Annotated in this window: 20 protein-coding genes and 4 pseudogenes; 12 read left to right on the forward strand and 12 right to left on the reverse strand. The window is 70.3% G+C overall.

Annotation, left to right across the window (positions count from 1 at the left end):
- Positions 1 to 23 precede the first annotated feature (23 nt).
- The 5 genes from ACFWXC_RS43635 to ACFWXC_RS43655 are packed head-to-tail and all read right to left on the reverse strand — an operon-like array spanning position 24 to position 3,583.
- The gene (locus tag ACFWXC_RS43635; RefSeq protein WP_384488170.1) at positions 24 to 620 is read right to left on the reverse strand and encodes a hypothetical protein; all 597 of its coding nucleotides are present in this window, start codon (positions 618 to 620) and stop codon (positions 24 to 26) included.
- 43 nt (positions 621 to 663) lie between these two features.
- Entirely contained in the window at positions 664 to 1,605 is a 942-nt protein-coding gene (locus tag ACFWXC_RS43640; RefSeq protein ID WP_384488172.1) for an ABC transporter substrate-binding protein, read from the reverse strand.
- Positions 1,602 to 2,273 carry an ABC transporter permease gene (locus tag ACFWXC_RS43645; protein ID WP_384488174.1) on the reverse strand — a complete coding sequence of 224 codons (672 nt, stop codon included), beginning with the start codon at positions 2,271 to 2,273 and terminating at the stop codon, positions 1,602 to 1,604. Before ACFWXC_RS43645 ends, ACFWXC_RS43640 begins: the two co-directional genes overlap by 4 nt.
- Positions 2,270 to 2,950, reverse strand: coding sequence for an ABC transporter permease (locus ACFWXC_RS43650; RefSeq protein ID WP_384488176.1), 681 nt, complete (start codon positions 2,948 to 2,950; stop codon positions 2,270 to 2,272). The genes ACFWXC_RS43645 and ACFWXC_RS43650 overlap by 4 nt, the downstream gene beginning before the upstream one ends.
- 60 nt (positions 2,951 to 3,010) lie before the next feature.
- A complete protein-coding gene (locus ACFWXC_RS43655; protein WP_384488178.1) occupies positions 3,011 to 3,583 on the reverse strand; it encodes a TetR/AcrR family transcriptional regulator in 573 nt (190 codons plus the stop codon).
- A 120-nt stretch (positions 3,584 to 3,703) separates the two neighbouring features.
- Here ACFWXC_RS43655 and ACFWXC_RS43660 point away from each other — a divergent pair, with 120 nt between their 5' ends.
- Both ACFWXC_RS43660 and ACFWXC_RS43665 read left to right on the forward strand, forming a co-directional pair.
- Complete coding sequence (locus tag ACFWXC_RS43660) at positions 3,704 to 4,561, forward strand: MoxR family ATPase (RefSeq protein ID WP_351703975.1); 858 nt, start codon at positions 3,704 to 3,706, stop codon at positions 4,559 to 4,561.
- Positions 4,558 to 5,928 carry a VWA domain-containing protein gene (locus ACFWXC_RS43665; RefSeq protein WP_384488180.1) on the forward strand — a complete coding sequence of 457 codons (1,371 nt, stop codon included), beginning with the start codon at positions 4,558 to 4,560 and terminating at the stop codon, positions 5,926 to 5,928. The genes ACFWXC_RS43660 and ACFWXC_RS43665 overlap by 4 nt, the downstream gene beginning before the upstream one ends.
- 237 nt (positions 5,929 to 6,165) lie before the next feature.
- Here the strand turns inward: ACFWXC_RS43665 and ACFWXC_RS43670 are convergent, their stop codons facing one another.
- A complete protein-coding gene (locus tag ACFWXC_RS43670; protein WP_384488182.1) occupies positions 6,166 to 8,430 on the reverse strand; it encodes an MFS transporter in 2,265 nt (754 codons plus the stop codon).
- 177 nt (positions 8,431 to 8,607) lie between these two features.
- Between ACFWXC_RS43670 and ACFWXC_RS43675 the strand changes: the two are divergent.
- The 3 genes and pseudogenes from ACFWXC_RS43675 to ACFWXC_RS43685 form a co-directional block, all read left to right on the forward strand.
- Positions 8,608 to 8,754: pseudogene (locus ACFWXC_RS43675) on the forward strand (carbohydrate ABC transporter permease); the annotation flags it as partial.
- A gap of 374 nt (positions 8,755 to 9,128) precedes the next feature.
- Positions 9,129 to 10,634, forward strand: a complete 1,506-nt coding sequence (locus ACFWXC_RS43680) for a protein kinase (protein ID WP_384488184.1) — start codon at positions 9,129 to 9,131, stop codon at positions 10,632 to 10,634.
- Between the two features lie 41 nt (positions 10,635 to 10,675).
- Positions 10,676 to 11,641 (forward strand): pirin family protein, encoded by a 966-nt coding sequence (locus tag ACFWXC_RS43685; RefSeq protein WP_384488186.1) that lies wholly within the window; start codon positions 10,676 to 10,678, stop codon positions 11,639 to 11,641.
- Positions 11,642 to 12,273: 632 nt separating this feature from the next.
- On the opposite strand, the gene ACFWXC_RS43690 is transcribed toward ACFWXC_RS43685, so the two are convergent.
- The 3 genes from ACFWXC_RS43690 to ACFWXC_RS43700 form a co-directional block, all read right to left on the reverse strand.
- Positions 12,274 to 12,537: a hypothetical protein gene (locus tag ACFWXC_RS43690; RefSeq protein WP_384488188.1), complete on the reverse strand. Its 264-nt coding sequence runs from the start codon at positions 12,535 to 12,537 to the stop codon at positions 12,274 to 12,276.
- Between the two features lie 197 nt (positions 12,538 to 12,734).
- The gene (locus tag ACFWXC_RS43695) at positions 12,735 to 12,911 is read right to left on the reverse strand and encodes a hypothetical protein (protein ID WP_384488190.1); all 177 of its coding nucleotides are present in this window, start codon (positions 12,909 to 12,911) and stop codon (positions 12,735 to 12,737) included.
- Positions 12,912 to 13,116: 205 nt separating this feature from the next.
- Positions 13,117 to 13,884 carry a dienelactone hydrolase family protein gene (locus ACFWXC_RS43700; protein WP_384488192.1) on the reverse strand — a complete coding sequence of 256 codons (768 nt, stop codon included), beginning with the start codon at positions 13,882 to 13,884 and terminating at the stop codon, positions 13,117 to 13,119.
- A gap of 344 nt (positions 13,885 to 14,228) precedes the next feature.
- Between ACFWXC_RS43700 and ACFWXC_RS43705 the strand changes: the two genes are divergently transcribed.
- From ACFWXC_RS43705 to ACFWXC_RS43715, 3 genes and pseudogenes are all read left to right on the forward strand, one after another.
- Positions 14,229 to 14,630 carry a hypothetical protein gene (locus tag ACFWXC_RS43705; RefSeq protein ID WP_384488194.1) on the forward strand — a complete coding sequence of 134 codons (402 nt, stop codon included), beginning with the start codon at positions 14,229 to 14,231 and terminating at the stop codon, positions 14,628 to 14,630.
- A 49-nt stretch (positions 14,631 to 14,679) separates the two neighbouring features.
- A pseudogene (locus ACFWXC_RS43710) lies at positions 14,680 to 15,338 on the forward strand (helix-turn-helix domain-containing protein); the annotation flags it as partial.
- Positions 15,339 to 15,465: 127 nt separating this feature from the next.
- Positions 15,466 to 15,978 (forward strand): annotated as a pseudogene (locus ACFWXC_RS43715) (Tn3 family transposase); the annotation flags it as partial.
- Positions 15,979 to 16,004: 26 nt separating this feature from the next.
- Here the strand turns inward: ACFWXC_RS43715 and ACFWXC_RS43720 are convergent.
- Positions 16,005 to 16,406, reverse strand: a complete 402-nt coding sequence (locus tag ACFWXC_RS43720; protein WP_384488196.1) for a VOC family protein — start codon at positions 16,404 to 16,406, stop codon at positions 16,005 to 16,007.
- A 117-nt stretch (positions 16,407 to 16,523) separates the two neighbouring features.
- Positions 16,524 to 17,741: pseudogene (locus ACFWXC_RS43725) on the reverse strand (aldo/keto reductase).
- Between ACFWXC_RS43725 and ACFWXC_RS43730 the strand changes: the two are divergent.
- Entirely contained in the window at positions 17,628 to 18,206 is a 579-nt protein-coding gene (locus ACFWXC_RS43730; protein ID WP_384488198.1) for a TetR/AcrR family transcriptional regulator, read from the forward strand. The pseudogene ACFWXC_RS43725 and the gene ACFWXC_RS43730 overlap by 114 nt on opposite strands.
- Positions 18,207 to 18,669: 463 nt before the next feature.
- Here ACFWXC_RS43730 and ACFWXC_RS43735 read toward each other — a convergent pair whose 3' ends face one another.
- Entirely contained in the window at positions 18,670 to 19,581 is a 912-nt protein-coding gene (locus ACFWXC_RS43735) for a LysR family transcriptional regulator (protein ID WP_384488200.1), read from the reverse strand.
- Positions 19,582 to 19,871: 290 nt separating this feature from the next.
- On the opposite strand from ACFWXC_RS43735, the gene ACFWXC_RS43740 reads away from it, so the two are divergent.
- From ACFWXC_RS43740 to ACFWXC_RS43750, 3 genes are all read left to right on the forward strand, one after another.
- Entirely contained in the window at positions 19,872 to 20,504 is a 633-nt protein-coding gene (locus tag ACFWXC_RS43740; RefSeq protein WP_384488202.1) for an NADPH-dependent F420 reductase, read from the forward strand.
- A 95-nt stretch (positions 20,505 to 20,599) separates the two neighbouring features.
- A complete protein-coding gene (locus tag ACFWXC_RS43745) occupies positions 20,600 to 21,535 on the forward strand; it encodes an SDR family oxidoreductase (protein ID WP_384488204.1) in 936 nt (311 codons plus the stop codon).
- Between the two features lie 71 nt (positions 21,536 to 21,606).
- The gene (locus ACFWXC_RS43750; RefSeq protein ID WP_384488206.1) at positions 21,607 to 21,747 is read left to right on the forward strand and encodes a hypothetical protein; all 141 of its coding nucleotides are present in this window, start codon (positions 21,607 to 21,609) and stop codon (positions 21,745 to 21,747) included.
- Positions 21,748 to 21,780 lie beyond the last annotated feature (33 nt).

The following is a 21,780-nucleotide window of genomic DNA, read 5'->3' on the forward strand; positions in this document are numbered from 1 at the left end:
GGCGGGGCGCCGGCCGGCGTTCGTCAGCTGTACGTCATCGGGCAGCCGCGGCGCAGTGAGTGCTGGGCGGCTCGCAGGTACAGCGCGACGTAGAAGGCGGCGTCCAGGTCCTTCCCCCACGGGCCGGGGCGGGCGGTGACCGCTTCCTCCGCCTGGCCCTCCAGGAACCACATCGTCAGATCGAGGTTGTCGCAGGCCTCGGGTATCGCGTCGACGGGGAGCCGGATCGCGGCCGCCAGCCGCTCCGCGAGGGCGAGCACCTCGGGGGCACCCGCGATCACCGTCTCGTCGGTGTAGGCGGATTCGAGGGGCAGCCGGATCTCTCCGTCGAGGGAGACCGGCACCAGGACCGACCAGCCCAGCAGCAGCTCCGCTTCCCCCGGCGCCAGTTGTTTCCGGCACAGCGCGCCGAACCCGTCCATGGAGGGCACCAGCTTCTCCTCGAACGACTGCCCCGAGCCGCGCACCGGACCGGCCGCCTCGGGCACCGACTCGTACGGCGCGAGCCCGCGCCGCCGCAACTCCTCGTTCAGAGCCGAGGCGACGGCACCCTTGCCGCCCTCCTCCTCGTCCTCACCGAACCACTCCTGCGCGGCGACACTCACCAGATACATCCCCATGCCCCGGAACGTACCGTCCGGCGCTGACAACGGGCACCGGCCCTCACTTCACCAGGCCCTTGTCCCGCAGATACGTGCGGGCCACGTCCTGGGCCAGCCGTCGCCAGCTGTCGACCTGCTGGTTCATGGCGGCCAGGTCGGCCGTCGTCAGGACGTCGTTGAGCTTGCCGAGCGTCTTGGTGACCCGCTCGCTGCCCGCCCGTGCGCGGTTGACGGCCGGGACGACGTAGTCGGCGTTCTGCAGATGCTTGTCGTCGGCGAGCAGGACCAGGCCGAACTGGTCGAGGGTCGCGTCCGTGGTCGTGGTCAGTACCATCTGGTCCTGCCCGCTCTGCACGGCCCGCTTGGCCTGGGTGGTGCCGACGCCCTTGGGGTCGACGCCGGTGATGTCGATGCCGTAGACCTTCTTCAGTCCCGGTTCGCAGTACGGCCGTTGCACGCACTCGTCACCCGCCGCGAGCCGTACCTTCAGCCCCGAGGCGCCCAGGTCGCTGAGCGTCCTGAGGTGGTACTGCCGGGCGTAGGCGGCGGTGACCGCGAAGGCGTTCTGGTCCACCGCCCGCCCCGGATCCAGGACCGTGAGGCCGCGCGGTGTGGCGAGGCGGCGCAGCGCCTTCATCGTGGTGGCGAGGTCGGGCGAGCCCACGGGCGGTGCGTCGGGGCCGTTGGCCTTGGCGTTGAGCCAGTCGGCGAAGGTGGCCGCGTACTCGGGGACGACGTCGATCTGCCCGGATTCCAGGGCGGGTTCGTAGATCTCCCGGTTGGCCACGGTGATGAGGGAGGTCCGGTAACCGGCCTGGTCCAGCAACTGCGCGTACATCTGGGCGAGCAGGTCGCTCTCGGTGAATCCGGCGGAGCCGATGGTCAGATGCCGGCTGTCGCCCGGGGGTGCGGTGACCTCGCCGCGGTTCTCCAGGGAGGGGCCGGTGGTGCAGGCCGTGAGGGTGAGCAGCAGCGCGGCCGGTACCGCCGTACGGCACCTCACCGCGAGCCTCGCACCCAGACCGGGGCCAGCCGCTCGGCGACCTCGAAGACACCCTCCACGAGCAGCGCGAAGACGGCGACCAGGATCGCCCCGGCGACCACCTGGGGAGTGCTGGCCAGATTGAATCCGGCGGTGATGATCCGCCCCAGCCCTCCCCCGCCCGCCAGCGCGGCGATGGTGGCCGTGGCCACGAGCTGGACGGCGGCGATCCGCACCCCGTTGAGGACCAAAGGGAGCGAAAGGGGCAGTTCCACGTGAAACAGCATCTGCCGGCCGGTCATCCCCATGCCGCGGGCCGCCTGCACGATGCTCCGGTCGACCTCGCGCATCCCGACGTAGGCGTTGGTGAGCAGCGGCGGTATCGCGAACAGCACCAGGGCCACCACCGTGGGGCCCTCGCCCCACCGGCCGATCGGGGTGAGGAGCAGCAGGACCAGGACGGCGAAGGTGGGGACGGCACGGCCGACGTTGGAGATGTTCACGGCGAGTGCGCCGCCCTTGCCGAGGTGGCCGAGGACCAGGGCGACCGGCAGGGCGATGGCGCAGCTGATGACGAGGCAGACGACGGTGAGGACGAGGTGCTGGAGCAGCCGGTGCCCGATCCCGTCGTCGCCCGCCCAGTGCGCGGAGTCGGCGAGCCAGTCCCAGGCGTCGGCGAGCGTCGTCATGCGCGGGCCGCCCGGGTCCACGGGGTGAGCAGCCGCTGGGCACCGAGCAGCAGCAGGTCGGCGGCGACGGCGATCAGCACGCACAGTACGGAGGCGGTGAGCACCTGGGCCTTGAAGTAGGTGTTCATGCCGGCGTAGATCAGGTTGCCGAGCCCGCCGAAGCCGACGATCGCGCCGACGGTGACCAGCGAGACCGCCGAGACGGTGGCGATGCGCAGTCCGGCCATCGCGGCGGGCAGGGCGAGCGGCAGCTCGACGGTGAGCAGCAGGCGGATCGGGCCGTAGCCCATGCCGCGGGCGGCCTGCCGGGTCTCCTCCGGGACGGCGCGCAGGCCCGCGAGGATGTTCCGGACCAGCAGGGTGAGCGAGTAGAGCACCAGCCCGGCCACGACGAGGGTGGCCGACAGGCCGTAGACCGGCAGGAGCAGGGAGAACATCGCCAGGGAGGGGATGGTGTAGAGGATCGTCGTGACGCCGAGGACGGGTCCGGCCGACCAGCGCCAGCGGCGGGCCAGCACGGCCAGGGGGACGGCGATGACGAGCCCGATGAGCACGGAGACCGCGGTGAGCCGGAGGTGCTGGCCGACCGCGTCGAGGAGGATCTGGCGGCGGCTGCTCAGATAGGCCCCGCAGATCCACTCGTTGCGCGCGAGGCAGTCGTCCGGGGGCGCGGTCACGCGTCCATTGCATCGGGCGGGCGACCCGCTCGGCGCGTTGTGCTGACCCGTCCGGGTCGGCTAGCTCATCCCCGCCACATCCATGAGGACGTCCACCGTCCCGGTGACCAGCCCGTCGTCCAGCCGTTCGATGTGGGCGCCGGCGCGGGCGCTGGCCCCGTCGAAGATCAGCATCAGCCGGCGGGCGAGGACCGCCGGGTCCGCCGCGCCACCCTGTTCGGCGTGTTCCCGGAAGTAGCTCTCCATCCGGTCCTTGGCGTCGCGGGCCACCACGCTCGCCGGGTGCTCGGGGTCCTTCAGCTCGACCAGGACGGCGAGGTACGGGCAGCCGCGGTACTCGGGGTTCCCGGAGCTCTTCTCCAGCCGCTCGAAGACGTACCGGATCCGCTCGCGGGGCGTGGCCGACGTGGCCTCGACGGATGTGAGCTGGGCCTCGTACCAGGGCCTGCGGCGCTCCAGGCTGGCGGCCAGCATCTCTTCCTTGCTGTCGAAGAGCTGGTACATCGAGCGCTTCGACACCCCGGCCGACCTGCACAGCGCCTCGACGCCCACGGAGACGCCGTCGCGGTAGAAGAGCTGGGCGGCGGCTTCGAGCAGCCGGTCGCGGGGGGACGCCTTGTCGGTGGTGGCCATAGGGCCGAGGTTACCTCTCGGCAGCACATTCGGAAACCGATCGGTATACAGGGTGGCAGGAGAGGTGAACAAGCGCTTAGATAGGAAGGTCAGCTCCACGCCGTTCAGCCGGAGGCCCCGTTGTTCACTTCCGTCGACGACGTCTCCGCCCGCCTCGCGGAGACCGGCTATCTCGCCTCCCCCGCCGTCGCCACCACCGTCTTCCTGGCCGACCGGCTCGGCAAACCCCTCCTCGTCGAGGGCCCCGCCGGGGTCGGCAAGACCGAGCTGGCGAAGGCCGTCGCCGAGGTCGCCGGCGCCCGGCTGGTACGGCTGCAGTGCTACGAGGGCGTGGACGAGTCTCGGGCGCTGTACGAGTGGAACCACGCCAAGCAGCTGCTGCGCATCAGCGCCGGCCGGGACGAGACCTGGGACGAGGCCCGCACCGACATCTTCAGCGAGGAGTTCCTGCTCCCCCGCCCGCTGCTGACCGCGATCCGGGGCGACGACCCGAAGGTGCTGCTGATCGACGAGACCGACAAGGCCGACGTCGAGGTCGAGGGCCTGCTCCTGGAGGTGCTCAGCGACTTCCAGGTGACCGTCCCCGAGCTGGGCACGGTCACCGCGACCCGCCGCCCCTTCGTGGTGCTCACCTCGAACGCGAGCCGTGAGCTGTCCGAGGCGCTGCGCCGCCGCTGTCTGTTCCTGCACATCGGGTTCCCGGACGAGGAGCTGGAGCGCCGGATCGTACGGCTGAAGGTGCCGGAGCTCACCGAGGCGCTCACCGAGTCCGTGGTCCGGGTGGTCGGGGCGCTGCGGGCGATGGACCTGCGCAAGGTGCCGTCGGTGGCCGAGACGATCGACTGGGCGCGCACCCTGCTGGCGCTGGGCGCCGACACCCTGGACGAGCAGGTCGTACGGGATTCCCTGGGCGTGATCCTCAAGCACCAGGACGACATCCAGAAGGCGGCCGCCAAGCTGGACCTGGACGCGCTGTGAGCGCAGCGGCACACGCTCCGGCCGACCTCGCCGACCGGCTCACCGGTCTGGTGGGGGCGCTGCGGACGCACGGGGTGCGAGTCGGCACCGGGGAGACCGTGGACGCGGGCCGGGCGGTGGCGGCGCTGGGTCTCGCGGACCGGGAGCTGCTGCGCGAGGGGCTGGCCGCGACCCTGCTGCACGGAACCGGCCAACGGGCCGTGTTCGACCAGGTCTTCGACCTCTACTTCCCGCGCGGGGTGGGCGGCCCGGGCGCCGAGCCGGCCGACCGGGACGAGTTGCGGGAGCGGCTCGCGGCCGCGCTGGCCGACGACGACACCGCGTTGCTGCGCCAGCTGGCGGCGCAGGCGGTGGACGGCATGGGCGGGTACGGGAGTTCGCCGGGCTCGGACGGCTGGTCGTCGTACCAGACACTGGACCGGCTGCGGCCGCAGACGCTGCTGGCGCGGGTGCGGGCGGACGTCCGGGCGCGGGGCACGGACCCGGGGTTCACGGACCGGCTGCTGGACGACGAGATCCGGCGGCGGATCGAGGCGTTCCGGGGCATGGTCGCGGCGGAGGCCCGGCGCCGGGTGGCCGAGCGGCGCGGGCGGGACGAGATCGCCCGGCGGGCGGTGGCGCCGAGCGCCGACCGCGTGGACTTCCTGTTCGCCGGGCGGGATCAACTCGCCGAACTGCGCAGGGCTGTTCAGCCGCTGGCCCGCAAACTGGCGACCCGGCTGGCCGCGCGCCGCCGCCGGGCCGCGCGGGGCACCATCGACCTGCGCCGCACGCTGCGCGGTTCGCTGTCCACGGGCGGGGTGCCGATGCGGCCGGTGCTGCGCCGGCGCCGGCCGGTCCGGCCCGAACTGGTGCTGCTGTGCGATGTGTCGGGCTCGGTGTCGGGGTTCTCGGACTTCACGATGCTGCTGGTGCAGGCGCTGCACGACCAGTTCAGCAAGGTCCGGGTGTTCGCCTTCGTCAACCGGATCGACGAGGTGACCGGCCTGCTCGAACACGGCCGGGCCGACCCGGAGGGGCTCGGCGCCCGGATCCGCGCCGAGGCGACCCTCACCGGCTGGCACGGCAGCAGCGACTACGGGGTGTCGCTGGGCGAGTTCGCGGAGCGGTACGGCGCGGCGGTGGGCCCGCGCAGCACGGTGTTCGTGCTCGGCGACGCCCGCACCAACAACCTCGACCCGAACCTCGCCGCCGTCCGCCGGATCGCCGGACAGGCGCGCCGCGTCTACTGGCTGAACCCCGAGGCGCGCTCCCTGTGGGGCACGGGCGACTCGGCGGCACCCGACTACGCCGAGCTGGTGGAGATGCACGAGTGCCGTACGGCCCGCCAGCTGAGCGCCCTGATCGCGCGCCTGCTGCCGGTCTGACACCCGGGCCGATTCACGGCAGCGGACGCCGTCAGGCCCGTACGGCGGCGACCGGCCCCGGCGCGTCCTGCCCGTCCGCCGCCCGTTCGGTGCGGCGGACGGCGAACACCGTGGATCACTTTGATCTGGTTCGGTTTCGACCTCGTAGCGGCGTGGTCCGTCGCACGCCGTGCCCACTCCGGCACGGCGCCGGCCTCGGACGCGGGACCGATCGTCGGGTTCGGGCAGGACGGTGAACTACGCGCTGGGATGGGTGAGTTCGATGTCGTGGTCGTGGATGTCGGCGCCGGAGACCAGCACCCCGGCGGCGTGCGGCGGGTAGCCGGTCGCGATGACCGTGTACGAGCCGGTGTCCAGGTCGGAGAAGGCGTACCCGCCGTCCTCCCCGGTGATGGTCGTGCCGACGACGTTGCCGGCCACGTCCACCAGCGTGACCCGGGCGTCCCCCAGCGGGCCCCCGATGCCCCGTACCGTGCCGCGCACATGGGCGCCCGGCCGCAGCTCGACCTCGACGCGGGTGACCCCGGTTCCGGCGATCTCGACGGGCAGGGCGAGCGGCCGGTGCTTGGGCGAGCTGACGGCGAGGGTCACGGTGCCCGGTACCAGGTCGCCGACCGCGAACGCGCCGAGCCCGTCACTCTGCTGGGTGGCGAGCACGTCCCCGCGCACATCGGTGACGACCACCACGGCCCCGGCGACCGGCGCTCCGCTGTCGGCCGCACGCACCAGTCCGGCCAGGCTGCTGGTCCCGCTGAGCAGCATGTCGTAGGCGACCGGTTCGGTGCCCACGGCCAGGGTGGTGGCCTGCGGCCGGCAGCCGTCGGCGGAGGCTATGAGGACGTACGTCCCCTCGCCGGGCGCCGTCACTGCATAACGGCCCTCGGCGTCCGCGACCGCGCGGCCGAGCTGGCGGCCGCCGAGGGAGATCAGGGTGACGGCCGCCCAGCCGACACCGGTTCCGTCGGCGCCGCGCACCCGCCCGCGCACCTGGACGCCGTCGTCGGCGAGGGAGACGGTCACCGAGTCTCCCTGCGCACCCACCGGTGGCTCGGGCGCCGGTTCGAGCACCGCGCCGGCCGCCGGGGCCGGCTTCCGGCGCGGGATGAACGCGGCCACCAGCAGCGCGAGGACCGCCGCGCCGGAGCCGATCGCCATGACCACCTTGAAGCCGTTCTCGGAGGGCACGGTGACACCGCCGAAGACGTTCGTCATCTGGGCCAGGATCACCCCGGCGACCGCGCTCGCGGTCGACGTTCCGATGGACCGCATCAGGGTGTTGAGGCTGTTCGCGGCGGCCGTCTCGTGCGGGTCGACGGCGCCCATGATGAGCGCGGGCATCGCGCCGTAGGCGAAGCCGATACCGGCGCCGACGATGCAGGAGACCAGCACGAGCTGCCAGACGGCGTCCATCAGCACGATGTTGAGCCCGTACCCGGCGGCCACGATCACCGCGCCGCACATCAGGGTGATCTTCGGGCCGAAGTTCCTGGAGACGAGGGCCGACACGGGCGCCATCACCATCATCACCAGGCCGGTCGGGGCCATCACCAGGCCCGCGTCGAGCAGCGACTTGCCCAGCCCGTAGCCGGTCGCCTGAGGCAACTGCAGGAGCTGCGGAAGCACCAGGGACATCGCGAACATGGAGAACCCGAAGGCGATCGAGGCGAGGTTCGTCACCAGGACCTGACGGCGGGCGGTGGTGCGCAGGTCGACCAGCGGTTGCCGGGTGCGCAGTTCGTAGAAGCCCCAGGCGAGCAGGACCACCACGGCCGCCCCGAACAGACCGAGCGTGGTGCCGCTGCCCCAGCCCCAGTCGGCGCCCTTGGAGATGCCGAGCAGCAGGCAGACCAGGCCGGCCGCCATCCCGAGGGCGCCGGGCAGGTCGAAACGGCCGCCGGTGCGCACCTTGGACTCCGGCACCAGCAGCATGACCAGCACGGCGGCGACGACGCCGAGCACGGCCGACGTCCAGAACAGCACGTGCCAGTCGAAGTGGTCGGCGATCAGCGCGGCCGCGGGCAGGCCGAGCGCGCCGCCGACGCCGAGGGAGGCGCTCATCAGGGCGGTGGCGGAGCCGAGCCGTTCGGCGGGGAGTTCGTCGCGCATGATGCTGATGCCGAGCGGGATCACGCCCGCGGCCAGACCCTGCAGCGCGCGGCCGACGATCATCGGCACGAGGGTGTCGCTGAGCGCGGCGGTGACCGAGCCGACGACCAGCATGACCAGGCTGGTCAGCAGCATGAGCCGCTTGCCGTACATGTCACCGAGCCGCCCCATGACGGGCGTGGCGACGGCGGCCGCGAGCAGTGTGGCGGTGATGGCCCAGGCCGCGTTGGACGCCGAGGCGTCGAGCAGCTTCGGCAGCTCGGGCACGATGGGGATCACGAGGGTCTGCATCAGCGAGACCACGATCCCGCCGAAGGCCAGCACCGCGACAACTGCGTTGGTCCGCGGCGCGGCGGACTCCCCTGCCTCTATCGGCCGGGGCTGTGCATGGGACATGGTCGAGCCTCCGTAGGGCCACTCGAGTCTGCACGACCCTCCAGAATGTAAGTCACTTGATTTACTTAAGCAAGCACAGCCGGGTCCGGTGCGACGGAGATGCAGGTCGCTCAACTCGACACACCGTCCTCGGGTTGCTTCTCACCGCGCCGATGCCGTTCTTGGCGTACTGGGCCGATGCTGTTCTTGGCGTACTGGATGGTCAACGTGCCCCTCTCGCCGCAGCGGGACATGCGCAAGAGCCCGCCGGACCTGCTCCCGCTGCACCCCACCTTCGAGGGCTACCGGGCCGCCCTGGACGGCCAGTTGCCCTACCTCGGCACGGGCGAAGCTCCGCCCGCGCGGCACGGGCACCCTGGGCCTGGACACCAGCGGCGTGGGCACCGCCAACGCGGGCACCAGCGACGGCGGCACCGCCTTGATACGGGACGACAACAGCACCGTCGGCCATCTGTGGAAGCTGCCGGCGCACTGACGTACCCGGCAGTGAACCAGCGCACATCCGGGAGAAGCCGGGGCCGCGAATCGTAGCCGCGCAACGGCCTCCCCTGTCGATTCGCAGCACAAGGGGCTCAGGCGGCCGAGCCTTCGCAGGCCGACCGCCCGAGCCTCCGGAACATCCCCACAGGTGATCAGGAACGGGCGGTTATCGTGACGGGACTGATCGAACGCGGGCAGAGCTGGCGGAGGACGGGGCGGTGTCGGAGGAAGGGCGGCTGGTGGCCGGGCGGTACCGGCTGACCGAGCGGATCGGCCGCGGCGGCATGGGCACCGTATGGCGGGCCGACGACGAGGTGCTGGCCCGGCAGGTCGCGCTGAAGCAGATCCACGCCCGCCCGCAGCTCTCCGACGACGAACTGGCCACGCTCTACGAACGCACCCGCCGGGAGGCCCGCAGCGCGGCGCGGGTCGTCCACCCCAATGTGATCGTCGTGCACGACGTGGTCGACGACGGCGGCCGCCCCTGCATCGTCATGGAGTACGTCCCCGCGACCACCCTCGCCGACCTCCTCGACGGCGGCCGGACGCTCGCGCCCGAGGAGACCGCCCGGATCGGGCTCGGCATGGTCGCCGCGCTGCGGGCCGCGCACGCCGCCGGCGTTCTGCACCGGGACGTCAAGCCCGGCAACGTGCTGCTCGGCCAGGACGACCGGGTGGTCCTCACCGACTTCGGCATCGCGCTGACCGCCGGTTCGTCGACGCTCACCCAGACCGGGCAGATGGTCGGCTCGATCCCCTATATGGCCCCGGAGCGGCTGCGCGGGCTGACGCCCGGGCCGGCCTCGGACCTGTGGTCGCTGGGAGCCACGCTGTACCAGGCGGTGGAGGGGCGGCCGCCGTTCAGGCGCGAGACCGCCATGGAGACGGCGTACGCCATCGTCACCGACCCCGTCGAGCCGATGAAGCAGGCCGGCCCGCTGGAGCCGCTCATTCGGCTGCTGCTGTCCAAGGACCCGGCGGACCGGCCCTCGGCCGAGCGGACGGAACGGGCCCTGCTGACCACCTGGTCGGGAGCCCTGACGGAGGTGGTACCACCCCCGGCCCCCCTGACAGCCTCCGCTCCCCCGACGGTCTCCGCTTCCGCCGCGGTCTCTGTTCCCCCGGCGGCTCCCGGCGCCCGCCGCAGACGGCGCGCCCGGCGCGGGCGCCTGGCCCTGGTCGCCGGTGCCGTCGCCCTGGCGGCGGCCGCGGGCACCGCCGTGACGCTGCTGCACACGCCCGCCGGAAAGACGCCGACGAGCACGCCCTCGCTCTCCCCGCTCCCCCAGGGGTACCACCGCGTCACCGACAAGACCCTCGGCGTCTCCTTCCCCGTCCCCGACGGCTGGACGGTCGGCACCCGCGCCACGGACGAGGTCACCTACAAGGACCCGACCGGTCTGGCCGGTGTCACCATCGGAACGGTGGAACCGGCCGGCCCGAACCCGATCACGCACTTCGCCGACATCGAGGCCAACACCAAGGTCAACTACCCGACCTACCGCAAGCTGCGGATGCAGCGGACCGAGTTCCGTGGGCAGCCCGCCGCGATCTGGGAGTTCACCTTCCGGGGCCGGGTCCGCGTCTTCCGTGCCGTCGACCTGGGCTATGGCAGGGAGGGCGGCCGGGAGTACGACATCTACCTCTCCGCGCCGGACGCGAAGTGGGCGACGTACCGCCCGGTCTTCGACAACGTGAGGGACGGGTTCCGCACGACCGGCTGAGCGCTCGGCAACCGGAACGTTCGACCGCTAAGTTGGGCAGCATGAGCAACCTTGACCGTGCGCCCGTACCGAGCATCTGCGGTGGCCGCGGATTCGTCGTCGCCGAACCCGTCCGCGAGCTGCTGAGCCCCCGCCACGTGCAACTCGGCGAGTCGACCGAGGTGCGCCGGCTGCTGCCGAACCTCGGCCGCCGCATGATCGGCGCCTGGGCGTTCGTCGACCACTACGGCCCCGACGACATCGCCGACGAGCCCGGGATGCAGGTCCCGCCGCACCCGCACATGGGGCTGCAGACGGTCAGCTGGCTGCACCAGGGCGAGGTACTGCACCGCGACTCGACCGGCAGCCTGCAGACGATCCGCCCGCGCGAGCTCGGGCTGATGACCTCGGGCCGGGCGATCAGCCACTCCGAGGAGAGCCCCAAGTCGCACGCCCGGTATCTGCACGGCGCCCAGCTGTGGGTCGCGCTGCCGGACTCCCACCGGCACGTCGAACCGAAGTTCGAGCACCACGCCGACCTGCCGAAGGTCACCGCGCCCGGCCTCACCGCCACCGTGATCCTCGGCTCCCTCGACGGCGCGGCGTCGCCCGGCACGACGTTCACCCCGATCGTCGGGGCCGACCTGGCGCTGACTCAGGGGACGGATCTGCGCCTGCCCCTGGAGACGGACTTCGAGTACGGCGTGCTGGCGATGTCCGGCGAGGTGCGTGTCGACGGCGTACCGGTGCTCCCGGGCTCGATGCTCTACCTCGGCTGCGGCCGCACCGAACTGCCGCTGCACGCCGAGTCGGACGCGGCGATCATGCTCCTGGGCGGCGAGCCGTTCGAGGAGGAACTCATCATGTGGTGGAACTTCGTCGGACGTACGCAGGACGACATCAAACAGGCTCGCGAGGACTGGATGGGCGGGTCGCGGTTCGGGGAAGTGAAGGGTTACGACGGAGCGCCGCTGCCTGCCCCCGAGCTGCCGCCGGTGCCGCTGAAACCACGAGGTCGAGTGCGCTGAACTGCCACTTTCCAAAGCAGCACCCGCGTCGCCGGGCGCGGTGAAAAACACCCCGCCCGGTTCACTCAGACCGCGAGAGCAAACCACCCTCACACCCTTCGTTCCACTCCACCCCCAAGTGCAGGTTTCACCAGCCGTAGTCAGCTTTGCTCGGACTGATGCTGACCCAATGCTGACTTTACTGACGCGTAGTCAGGTCTTCGGAACGACTCCACTCGCGCTTCCGGCACCGGTCTCACCTCCGCACTCTCGAACTGCCGCCGCGAGTCACCAGTGAATCGCCCACCCCCTCGGCGAGCGCGGATCCGCCCCTTCGCCGGAACCATGCTGACCGCAGGCCCGGTTATGGGGTCTCTACAAACGCAGCGCTTGGCAAGCCCTGACACGGTGACACCGGGGCAACAGCTCCCAACTGATTCAGCCACTTACGCTCCGTAGTCCGCCCCCAGCACACACAGCTCACGCGCTGGGGATCGTCCCGGCGGCTGCAGGGAGCAGCATGAGGACGAGCAGACGTACGCGAAGTACGAGGGACCATCCCCGCGGGCGCGGGGAGCAGTCCAGTGGGGGTGTGACCGAGATACGCGCCAAAGGGGCAACGGGATGATCTCGAAGCACTGATCCGCTCGGATTTACCTGCGGCGACATGCAGCGGGGGCGCGTTCGGCGACGTGCCGGGCGACCGAGTCGACGCCGGGGCGGGCGTAGCGCTCCAGGGAGCGGACGGAGGCGTGGCGGGAGCGGGCCAGCAGCATCGGGGTGGAGGTGCCGTCCTCCGCGTCGTGCGTCAGAGCACTGTGGCGTAGCCAGTGAAGCGTCCAGCCGTCCAGGTCCTCGATGTCGTCGGGCGAGGCGAGGGGGTTGGCCAGCAGCCGGGCCAGCCTTGGCGCTGCCACCAGCCGATCGCCTTGCGCGCGATGGACAGCTCCCGGTTGACGGTGTCGGCGTCCATCTCGTCCGCCCGCGCCGCCGCCGGCTCGGCCAAGACCTCCGGCAGCGCCGGGTCGTCGATCGCTGCGACGGGGAAGACGGGCGGTTTCGCGCCTCGGCGGGCGGGTCCGGTCGGCGGCGGTTCGCCGGCGAGCATCCGTCCCTACGTCGTGAGGGAGATCCGGTAGATCCGCGCGGAGGACTTCGCGATGCCCGCGCCGGTGAGGTACCGCTCGACCGCCGCGGCGTACGACGACGGGGCGGACAGAGGTACGACCCGAGCGCGCGGCAACCGAAGTGCGCCCCCGCTCCCGAGTTCGGTCACCGGTTCGATCGTCACGCCGTCCCGCCCTTCCGGTGCTGCCGCAGTAAATGCGTACACCTCGCCCCGGCGGCCGGATTGGTCCGCCGCAGGTCGCGGTGATCCAGGTAGGGGCTCTGCCGCGGTAAATCCGGTATTTACTGCGGTAGTTGTGGATACGTCTCCACGATCGAGTAACCGCCCGAATGCGTTTCTGCTGTGCGGACTTGAGGGGAGTGGACTGTCAGTGCCCGGGGCCAGCATGCTTACCTGGGTCATGCCCCAGATCCTCCGTCACGGGCAGGCACTCGGCGAGCAGGTCGACGACGTCGCGCCAGGCTCGCTGCGCGTGCCGTGGGTGGTAGCCGACGCCGGGGACCACGGGGTGGCCGACCGGCGGGTGGTGGAAGGCGTGCAAGGCGCCGCCGTAGACCACGAGGCGCCAGTCGACGCCCGCGGCCTGCATCTCGGCGGTGAACGCGTTCCGTTGCGCGGGCGGCATGATCGGGTCTTCCGACCCGACCCCGGCCCACACCGGGCAGCGAATGCGCGCTGCCTCGCCCGGTCGGCCCGTGGTCAGTGCGTTGACTGTCCCGATCGCGCGCAGGCTGACGCCGGCGCGCCCGAGTTCCAGCCCGACGGCACCCCCCGTGCCATAGCCGACGGCGGCGATCCGGTCGGGGTCGGTCCGCGGTTCGGTGCGCAACACATCGAGCGCCGCATGGCCGATGCCTCGCATCCGCTCGGGATCAGCGAGCAGCGGCAGGCAACGGGCCAGCATCTCCTCGGGGTCGCCCAAATAGCGCCCGCCATGAAGGTCGAAGGCCAGCGCTACATATCCCAGCTCGGCGAGAGCATCGGCCCGGCGGCGCTCGACGTCGCTGAGCCCCATGCCCTCTGGTCCGAGCAGCACCGCGGGCCGACGGTCGACACCGGCCGGGAGCGCGAGGTGCCCGATCATCGTCAAACCGTCGGCCGGATACTCGACCGTACGCGTCGTAATCGTCGTCATGAGACTGGACTGTAGTGATCGTCGAGCCCGGTCCGGCCGGTGTTCTGCCGCTGGCAGAGCAGCGCGGGTATCCCTCTGAAATACGGCGAGGGCCCACAAGAACCGTCACAAACCCCGCCCGCACGGCAGCGCTAGCGGATCACCTGCCCGGGCCACGGTGTTGGAGGCTGACCCTCGCAGCAGGATTCCGGGGTATACCGGCCCGCTCCCGTGAAGGGCGTCACCAGCTGGTGCCGCATCAGGCAACGTTCGCCTCTTGGGACGTCGACTGGTAGTTGGCCAGACACCCACGCCCGGTCGTAGGAAAGGACCTGTGGCGGCCGGGTCCCACGTAGGGTGCTCAGGTGTTCAATCGGCTTGAGGTCAGTGTGTTGCCACCGGGCCCCCGTTGGACTGCCCAGTTGCAGTTCCGGATCGACGGCGAGGAAGTGGTGGCAGAGGCGGTTGGAGAGGGAGGCCGCGGCCCGTTTGCGGAGGAGGCGCTGCCCGTCGGCGGTCACGGTGCCCTCTGGGCGACCGGTGAGGGGCGACGTGTAGTGCTGGGCGAGCCTGAGTGCACGGGCGGATGCTGTGGCTACCTGTCCGTGTTCGTGCAGCGGCACGGCGGGATCGTGGAGTGGTCCGACTGGCGGGTGCCCATGGACAAAGTGCGGCCCCCAGCGTTTTCTTTTGACGCCGATCAGTACGACGCCGAGCTGACCCGAGCACTGGCAGGCCGGCGGTGGCAGGTCTACAGGGGTGATTGACGCGCCGCCGGTCCTGTCCTGGGTGGCGCGTGGCCGTCAGGCTGTGCGGGTGGCTGAACGAGTACGCGTCCGTGAGATCGATGACGACGAGGGCCGGCGGTTGCTGCGGACTATCCGCCGCGGCACAGGATCGGTGGTGACCTGGCGCCGGGCTTCAGATGGTGCTGCTGTCGGCGCAGGGCATGACCGTGGCGAAGATCGCCGAGGCCACGTTCACCAGCACGGACCGGGTCCGGGACGTGATCCACAACTTCAATGCCGACGGCTTCGATTCGCTCTATCCGAAGTACAAGGGCGGCCGGCCGAGAACCTTCAGCCTCCCGGAGCGTCGGGAGATCAAGAAGATCGTCAAGTCCAGGCCGGCCGAGCACGACCTGCCGTTTTCAACCTGGAGCCTGGCCAAGTCGGCCGACTTCCTGGTCGCCGAGGGGGTGGTCGACGACATCAGCCGCGAGGGCCTTCGGATCCTGCTCCGTGAGGAGGGCGTCTCCTTTCAACGCCTGAAGACCTGGAAGACCTCCCGCGACCCCGACTACGCCGTCAAGAAGGCCCGCGTTGAACACCTCTACGCGATCGCCGACGGCGAGGTCATACCCGAGGAAGGCGAGCCCGAAGTCGTCTTATGTATCGACGAGTTCGGGCTCGCTCAACCTCCAGCCCCACCCCGGCCGGCAGTGGGCCGCCCGCGGCGGCCGGTACAAGGACCCCGGCTGATAGTCGGCGAAGTTGAGTGCCACCGTGTCGATCTCGCCGCGGTCCGGGGGGGACGACCGCCAGGCGCAGGCCGTGGCGGCTGCGGCAGGCTGGCCGCTGTACCGGCCGGAGTCCGACTACCGGATGCGGTCTGCTCGCCTCCGTCGACGGGCTGTGCTTCGTTGTCCCGGTCAAGAGCATCAACACCGGCCCCTAGCCCGAGCATTACGGGTATAAAAGGGGTCTGCCCTGGCTCAATGCGGTAAACGACCAGGTCGCGGGGATCGGGGCGATGGTCGTACGCGGCACGCCGCGCGACAGCCTCTACACGCTGGACACTCTGCTCAACCTCGACGGCGGGGTGAAGTCGGAGATGGCCGCGACCGACAACGCCTCGTACTCCGACATCGCGTTCGGCCTGTACAAGATGCTCGGCTTCCGCTTCGCCCCGCGCTTTCGCGACCTGGCCGACCAACGGTTCTGGCGGGCCGATCTGCCCGACAGTGAGGCGCCGGCCGCCGGGTACGGGCCGTTGGACGCGGTGGCCTGCAACAAGGTCAACCTCAAGCGGATCGCCACGCACCGGCCGGACGTGCTCCGGGTCGCCGGATCGCTCATCACCAACCAAGTTCGCGCCCACGACCTGCTGCGGATGTTCGCGGCCTGCGGAAAACCTCCAGGTCAGGGCTGCCCGTGGTAGGTGAACTCCAGGCTGTACCCATCGGGGTCGAGGACGTTGGCCGCGTAGTATCCGGGAGCGAAGTAGGGGCGCTCCCCGGGTGCGCCGTTGTCGGTCGCCCCCGCTGCCATGGCCGCCGCGTACGCCGCGTCGACGACCTCTCTCGAGGATGCGGTGAAACCGACGTGCGCGGCGTGTCCCTGGCTGTCGCCTTCGCGCAGCCAGAACGTGAAGGCCGTGTCGGTGCCGAACCCTGCGAGGTCGCCGACCCACTCCGGGGCGGCTGAGCCGTCGAAGTCGAACACGTGGCGCATGCCCAGCGGCTTCAGCGCCTCGCTGTAGAACTCGACTGAGCGTTCCCTGTCGCTCACCGTCAGGAAGACATGGTCGATCATTGTGCTCATCTCTTTCCGGAGGCCGAGGACGCCGCCTACGCAAGCGTCCAGGACTGGTTGGATTGCTGCATCTCGGCCTCCCGGGAGGCCGAGCCGTGGCGGGCCGCCCGCCGGGAGGCCCCGTACTCAGCCGTTGAGAAGCTGCATCTGGTCGGGGGTGTAGCGGTCGCCGGCGACGATCCCGTGCGGAGCGACCGCATCGATGGCGGCCATCTCTTGCACGGTGATGGTTACGGCGGCAGCGGCGCTGTTCTCTTCCAGGTAGCGGCGGCGCTTGGTGCCAGGGATGGCGACCGCGCCCCGGTGCAGGACCCAGGCGAGGGCCAGCTGGGAGGGTGTGACCTTCTTGGCTGCGGCGATCCGGCGGACCTCGTTGACCACGGCCAGGTTGCGCGGGAAGTTCTCGCCCTGGAAGCGGGGGTCGATGCGGCGGTAGTCGTCGGCGGCGAAGTCGTCCGGGCTGGTAATCGCGCCGGAGAGGAAGCCGCGCCCCAGCGGCGCGTAGGCGACCAGGCCGATCCCGAGCTCGTTCAGAGTGGCCATGACCCCGTCCTGCTCGATGCCGCGCTCGAAGAGCGACTACTCGGTCTGGACCGCGCTCAGCGGGTGGACGCGGTGGGCGCGGCGGATGGTCCCCGGCGAGGCCTCGGACAGGCCGATGTGGCGGACCTTGCCGGCGTCCACCAGCTCGCCCATGGTGCCGACGGTGTCCTCGATCGGCACCTGCGGGTCGACCCTGTGCAGGTAGTAGAGATCGACGTAGTCGGTGTTCAGGTGGCGCAGGGAGCGGTCCAAGGCACGGCGGATGTACTCGGGGCGCCCGTTGAGGCCGGTCACCGCACCGTCGTCGCCGATCTCGATTCCGGTCTTGGTGGCGATCACGGCCTGCTCACGGCGGCCGGTGAGCGCCTTGCCGAGGAGCTGCTCGTTGGTGAAGGGTCCGTAGATCTCGGCAGTGTCGAACAGGGTCACGCCCAGTTCCAGGGCACGGTCGATGGTGGCCAGCGATTCGGCCTCATCGGTGCCGCCGTAGAAGGCGCTCATCCCCATGAGGCCGAGTCCCTGGGCGGAGACGGTGAGGCCCTGGCTGCCGAGCGTGCGGAGTTCCGTCATTGGTCTTCCTTGTGTCGAGGTCACCCAAACCATGGCAACCAACTGGATGGTTTCTATGGTGTGGCACGCCTTCGCAGGTGTCAAACCAACTGGATGGTTACTCGCTAGAGTGGCTGCATGCCCCGAGACTCCGCCGCGACCAAGGAACGCCTCCTGGACGCCGCCACCGCCGAGTTCGCCGCGCACGGTCTGGCCGGCGCCCGGGTGGACCGCATCGCCGAGGCGGCCCATGCGAACAAGCAAAGGATCTACGCCTACTTCGGCAACAAGGAGCAGTTGTTCGACGCGGTGATCGAGCGGGTGCTGGCCGTGGGCACGGAGACCGTGCCCTTCGACGCCGAGGACCTCCCCGAAGTCGCGGGACAGATCTTCGACGACCTGGTCGCCCACCCCCACCTGATGCGGCTGCTCTTCTGGAAACTGCTGGAGCGCCCCGGCGCCACCGACCAGGAGGCCGCCACCTACACCGCAAAGACCACAGCTGTTGCGGCGGCCCAGGAGCAGGGCCGAGTCGATCCGGAGCTCGGCCCCGAGGACCTGGTGGCTTTCGTGCTGGCGCTGACCCAAACCTGGTTCAGCCTCACCGGCGGCATGAGCCCGGCCGGCGGAAGCGCCCCGTGGCCGGCGCAGCGACTGATCCAGCACCGCGCCGCCGTCGTCCACGCCGTACGGCAGATCACCACACCACACGGATAGAGCAAGCAGCCGATCACTCAAGCCGGTTGCCCGAACTCGTGGGCGGAGCGGCCCGCCGCGGGGGGCAGACTGAGCGACGACCAACAGTGCGCGACCGGCCGGGCGGTGCATCAACTGTCGTAGTGCGACGATCTTCAGAAAACCTTCGTTTTCTGAAGGTCCCTCCCGGAGGGGCGCCCGGCCCACTCGAAGCCTTCAAAAAACCATTCAAAAACCTAGGTCGTTCAAGAACCCCGGACTGCCGTTCTCTGACTTGCGCGAGCGCGGCATCGGCTTCACCTCGCTGCACGAGAACCTGGACACCGCCACCCCCGGCGGCCGACACGTCTTCCACGTCAAGCGGTCGCGCGACGATGCCGATTCTTACTGTGCGCCAACATCGCCTCCGCCCCCGAGCACGATGCCTTCGCCATTGCTGACGCCGCGTGCCGCCTGTTGGCGCTGCTGTTGTCAGTCGGACTGCTCAACCATGCTTTGAAACGGCGTCGCCTCCGAGCTGCCACATTTCATAGTTCCCACATTCTGCCGTGATCTCGGCCGTCGCCTGGGCCGCGGTGAAGAAGTCATCGACCACTGGCGAGGTGCGCGATGCCGCCATCGCGAGGCATACCTGGTCGGGCGCCAGATCCGGGATGGGCACATAGATGACGTCCGGATGTGAGTAGAACACGGTCGCCGAACGGGCCAGGAACGAGATGCCCCGGCCGGCCGCGACATGCTCGAGCGTCTCGTCCACCCCGCGCACCAGGTACCCGGCGTTAGGGTGCGGGCGCCTGGTGGGCTGCGTGCTCGGGTCGGCATGCCAGAGCAGCGGTTCGCCGGCCAGGTCGGCCTCGGTGACCTCCTCCTTGCCGGCCAACCGGTGGCCGGCGGGCAGCACCGCCACCCGCGGCTCGGTGTACAGCGGGGTGACGCGCAGGCCGGCCTCGTCGATGGGCAGCCGCACATAGCCGACGTCGATGCGGCCGTCGAGCAGCATCGGGGCCTGTTCGTCCCATTCGATCCGCTGCACGTCCACGACCACGTCCGGGTGCCGGGCCTCGAACGCCCGCGCCGCCGGGATGACCGGGATGCCCGCCCGGAAACCGACCATCAGCCGCCGGCTGCCGCGGGCGGCTACGGACACCCGGCGGCGGACCGCGTGCGCGGAGGCGAGCAGCGGACCGGCGTCGGCCAGCAGTTGTCGGCCCGCGTCGGTCAGCGCTACGCCGTGGCGATCCCTGGTGAACAGCGAGGCGCCGAGATCCTGCTCGAGCGCGCGGATCTGCCGGCTGAGCACCGGCTGCGCGATATGTAGCTCATCGGCGGCGCGGCCGAAGTGCAACCGGTCGGCCACGGCGACGAAGTAACGCAGTTTGCGCAGGTCCAGATCCATGGCGCCTCCCGGTCCGGTGATACCTCCAGGGTATCACCACGCCTTAAAGAGGTCTTGGACACCCACTCAGGTAAATGGCAGCCTGAATAGGTACCTAATGAGGCCGAAGCAAATTCGGCATAAGAATTCGACATCGGAACTTGATAACAGGGCCCAGGCTCAGTTCCAGAATGAGCGCATCAGGAATTGAGCGCCCTCCATCGCGTCATTCGACGGCGTCGACGACACAACCGTCGACAACGACGGGGCGGGTATGGCGTCCTATCCAGCTCCGGAAAGCAGGCATGCCAATGAGCAGCATCAGCATTATCGGCCTGGGGAACATGGCCGGCGCCCTGGCCGACCGGGCGCTCGCCGGCGGCAACGCCGTCGAGATTATCGGCCGCGACCGGGCCAAGGCCGAGGAATTGGCCGCCGCGCTCGGCGGCGCCACTGTCGGGACGGCCGGCGCCGCCCCGGCCGGGGACATCGTTGTCCTCGCCGTGCCGTACGCCGGCGCGGCGGCGGTGGTGAGCGAGTACGCGGACGCACTGCGCGGCAAGGTCATCATCGACATCACCAACCCCGTCTCCCCTGATTTCCAGGGCTTTGTCACCCCCGACGGCAGTTCCGGCGCTCAGGAGATCGCCAAGGCCGCCCCTGCCGGCGCGCATGTCGTCAAGGCGTTCAACACCCTGTTCTCCCATGTTCTGGCGGCCGGCCCAGCCGAGGGTCGCCTATTGGACGTGTTCATCGCCGGCGACGACGCGCAGGCAAAGACACGCGTGTCGGCGTTCATCGAGAGTCTGGGACTGCGCCCGATGGACACGGGGCAGCTGGCAATGGCGCGGACGCTGGAGAACGTCGCCCTGTTGCAGCTGGGCCTCGTCGCCCGCTCCGTCAAGCACACCAATTTCTTCCTCGGCGTCAGCATTCTCGGCTGAGCGCACCCGCACCACCACTTCTCGCGCCACATCACGCCAGCCGATCTACGGCACGAGGAGAACAGCCCCTCCGCTCACTCTCACAAGGAAATAGCATGCGCGTTTTCGTCACTGGCGGGACCGGTCATTCTGGTTCGTACATCATCCCCGAGCTCATCGCCGCCGGACATGAGGTCACCGGCCTGGCCCGGTCGGACACGGCCGCGGCGGCGGTGTCCGCGCTCGGCGCGAAGGTGCGTCGCGGCGACCTCGAGGATCTCGACGGGCTCAAGGAGGCGGCCGCGGACTCCGACGGCGTCATCCACGTCGCGCACAGGCAGGACCTGCTTCCCTCCGGCGGGATCGACGCCGTGGCCGCCGCGGAGCTCCCGATCATGCTCGCGTACGGCGAGGCACTGGCGGGAACCGGAAAGCCGCTGGTCGCGGCGGGGAGCATAGGCTCGCCAGGGAACCTGGGCCGGCCGGCCACCGAGGAGGACCCGGCCCTTCCCGGCGGCGATGAGTACAAGGGCACCCTGCGGGTTCGTAACGTCGTGGAAACCGCCGTAGTCGGCCTCGCCGAGCGGGGAGTGCGGTCTTCGGTCGTGCGGATTGCCAACATCGCGCACAGCACGACCGATCGTGCCGGCTTCCTCGTGCAGCTGATCGCGCTCGCGAAGGAGAAGGGTTTCGTCGGCTACCCCGGAGACGGCGCGAACCTGTGGAACGCCGTGCACGTCCGCGATGTCGCCTCCTTGTTCCGCTTGGCGCTGGAGAAGGGGCCGGCCGGCAAATACTGGCACGCGGTTGGGGACGGGGCCATCCCGCTCCGCGAGATCGCCGAGGCCATTGGCAGCCGTCTGGGCCTGCCCGTCGTGAGCGTTCCCGCGGACGTACTGATGGTGCCGGGATACTTCGGGTTCCTCGCGAACATAGTCACGCAGAACTACCCGGCGTCCAACCTCATCACCCGCCGGACCCTCGGCTGGGAACCCGCTCAGCCCAGCCTGCTCGCCGATTTGGACAACGGCCATTACTTCTCCGCCGGCTGACGGCAGGGACCCGAATCGCAACGAGTCCGGCAAATGACAAGGGTTCGGCTCTTCCGGGGAGCGCTGAGAATTTGACGACTGTGGGATTCATCGGAAGCGGATACACCGGCAGTACCGTCGCGCGGCTCGCCATCGAGGCCGGGCGCAACGAGAAGGGCCAGCCGGTCGGCGAGGACGCCATCCGCGCGGCACTGGCCACCGCAACGCGGTAACCGCAAGTTGGCGCGGGCCGCGGTACAGTCCGG

It is taken from the genome of Streptomyces sp. NPDC058683 (assembly GCF_042716195.1).
Taxonomy (GTDB): domain Bacteria; phylum Actinomycetota; class Actinomycetes; order Streptomycetales; family Streptomycetaceae; genus Streptomyces.

Coding starts and splice junctions, on each gene's coding strand:
- ACFWXC_RS43635 (WP_384488170.1), bottom strand. CDS start 620: ATGGGGATGTATCTGGTGAGTGTCGCCGCGCAGGAGTGGTTCGGTGAG.
- ACFWXC_RS43645 (WP_384488174.1), bottom strand. CDS start 2,273: ATGACGACGCTCGCCGACGCCTGGGACTGGCTCGCCGACTCCGCGCAC.
- ACFWXC_RS43655 (WP_384488178.1), bottom strand. CDS start 3,583: ATGGCCACCACCGACAAGGCGTCCCCCCGCGACCGGCTGCTCGAAGCC.
- ACFWXC_RS43670 (WP_384488182.1), bottom strand. CDS start 8,430: ATGTCCCATGCACAGCCCCGGCCGATAGAGGCAGGGGAGTCCGCCGCG.
- ACFWXC_RS43685 (WP_384488186.1), top strand. CDS start 10,676: ATGAGCAACCTTGACCGTGCGCCCGTACCGAGCATCTGCGGTGGCCGC.
- ACFWXC_RS43700 (WP_384488192.1), bottom strand. CDS start 13,884: ATGACGACGATTACGACGCGTACGGTCGAGTATCCGGCCGACGGTTTG.
- ACFWXC_RS43720 (WP_384488196.1), bottom strand. CDS start 16,406: ATGAGCACAATGATCGACCATGTCTTCCTGACGGTGAGCGACAGGGAA.
- ACFWXC_RS43730 (WP_384488198.1), top strand. CDS start 17,628: ATGCCCCGAGACTCCGCCGCGACCAAGGAACGCCTCCTGGACGCCGCC.
- ACFWXC_RS43735 (WP_384488200.1), bottom strand. CDS start 19,581: ATGGATCTGGACCTGCGCAAACTGCGTTACTTCGTCGCCGTGGCCGAC.
- ACFWXC_RS43740 (WP_384488202.1), top strand. CDS start 19,872: ATGAGCAGCATCAGCATTATCGGCCTGGGGAACATGGCCGGCGCCCTG.
- ACFWXC_RS43745 (WP_384488204.1), top strand. CDS start 20,600: ATGCGCGTTTTCGTCACTGGCGGGACCGGTCATTCTGGTTCGTACATC.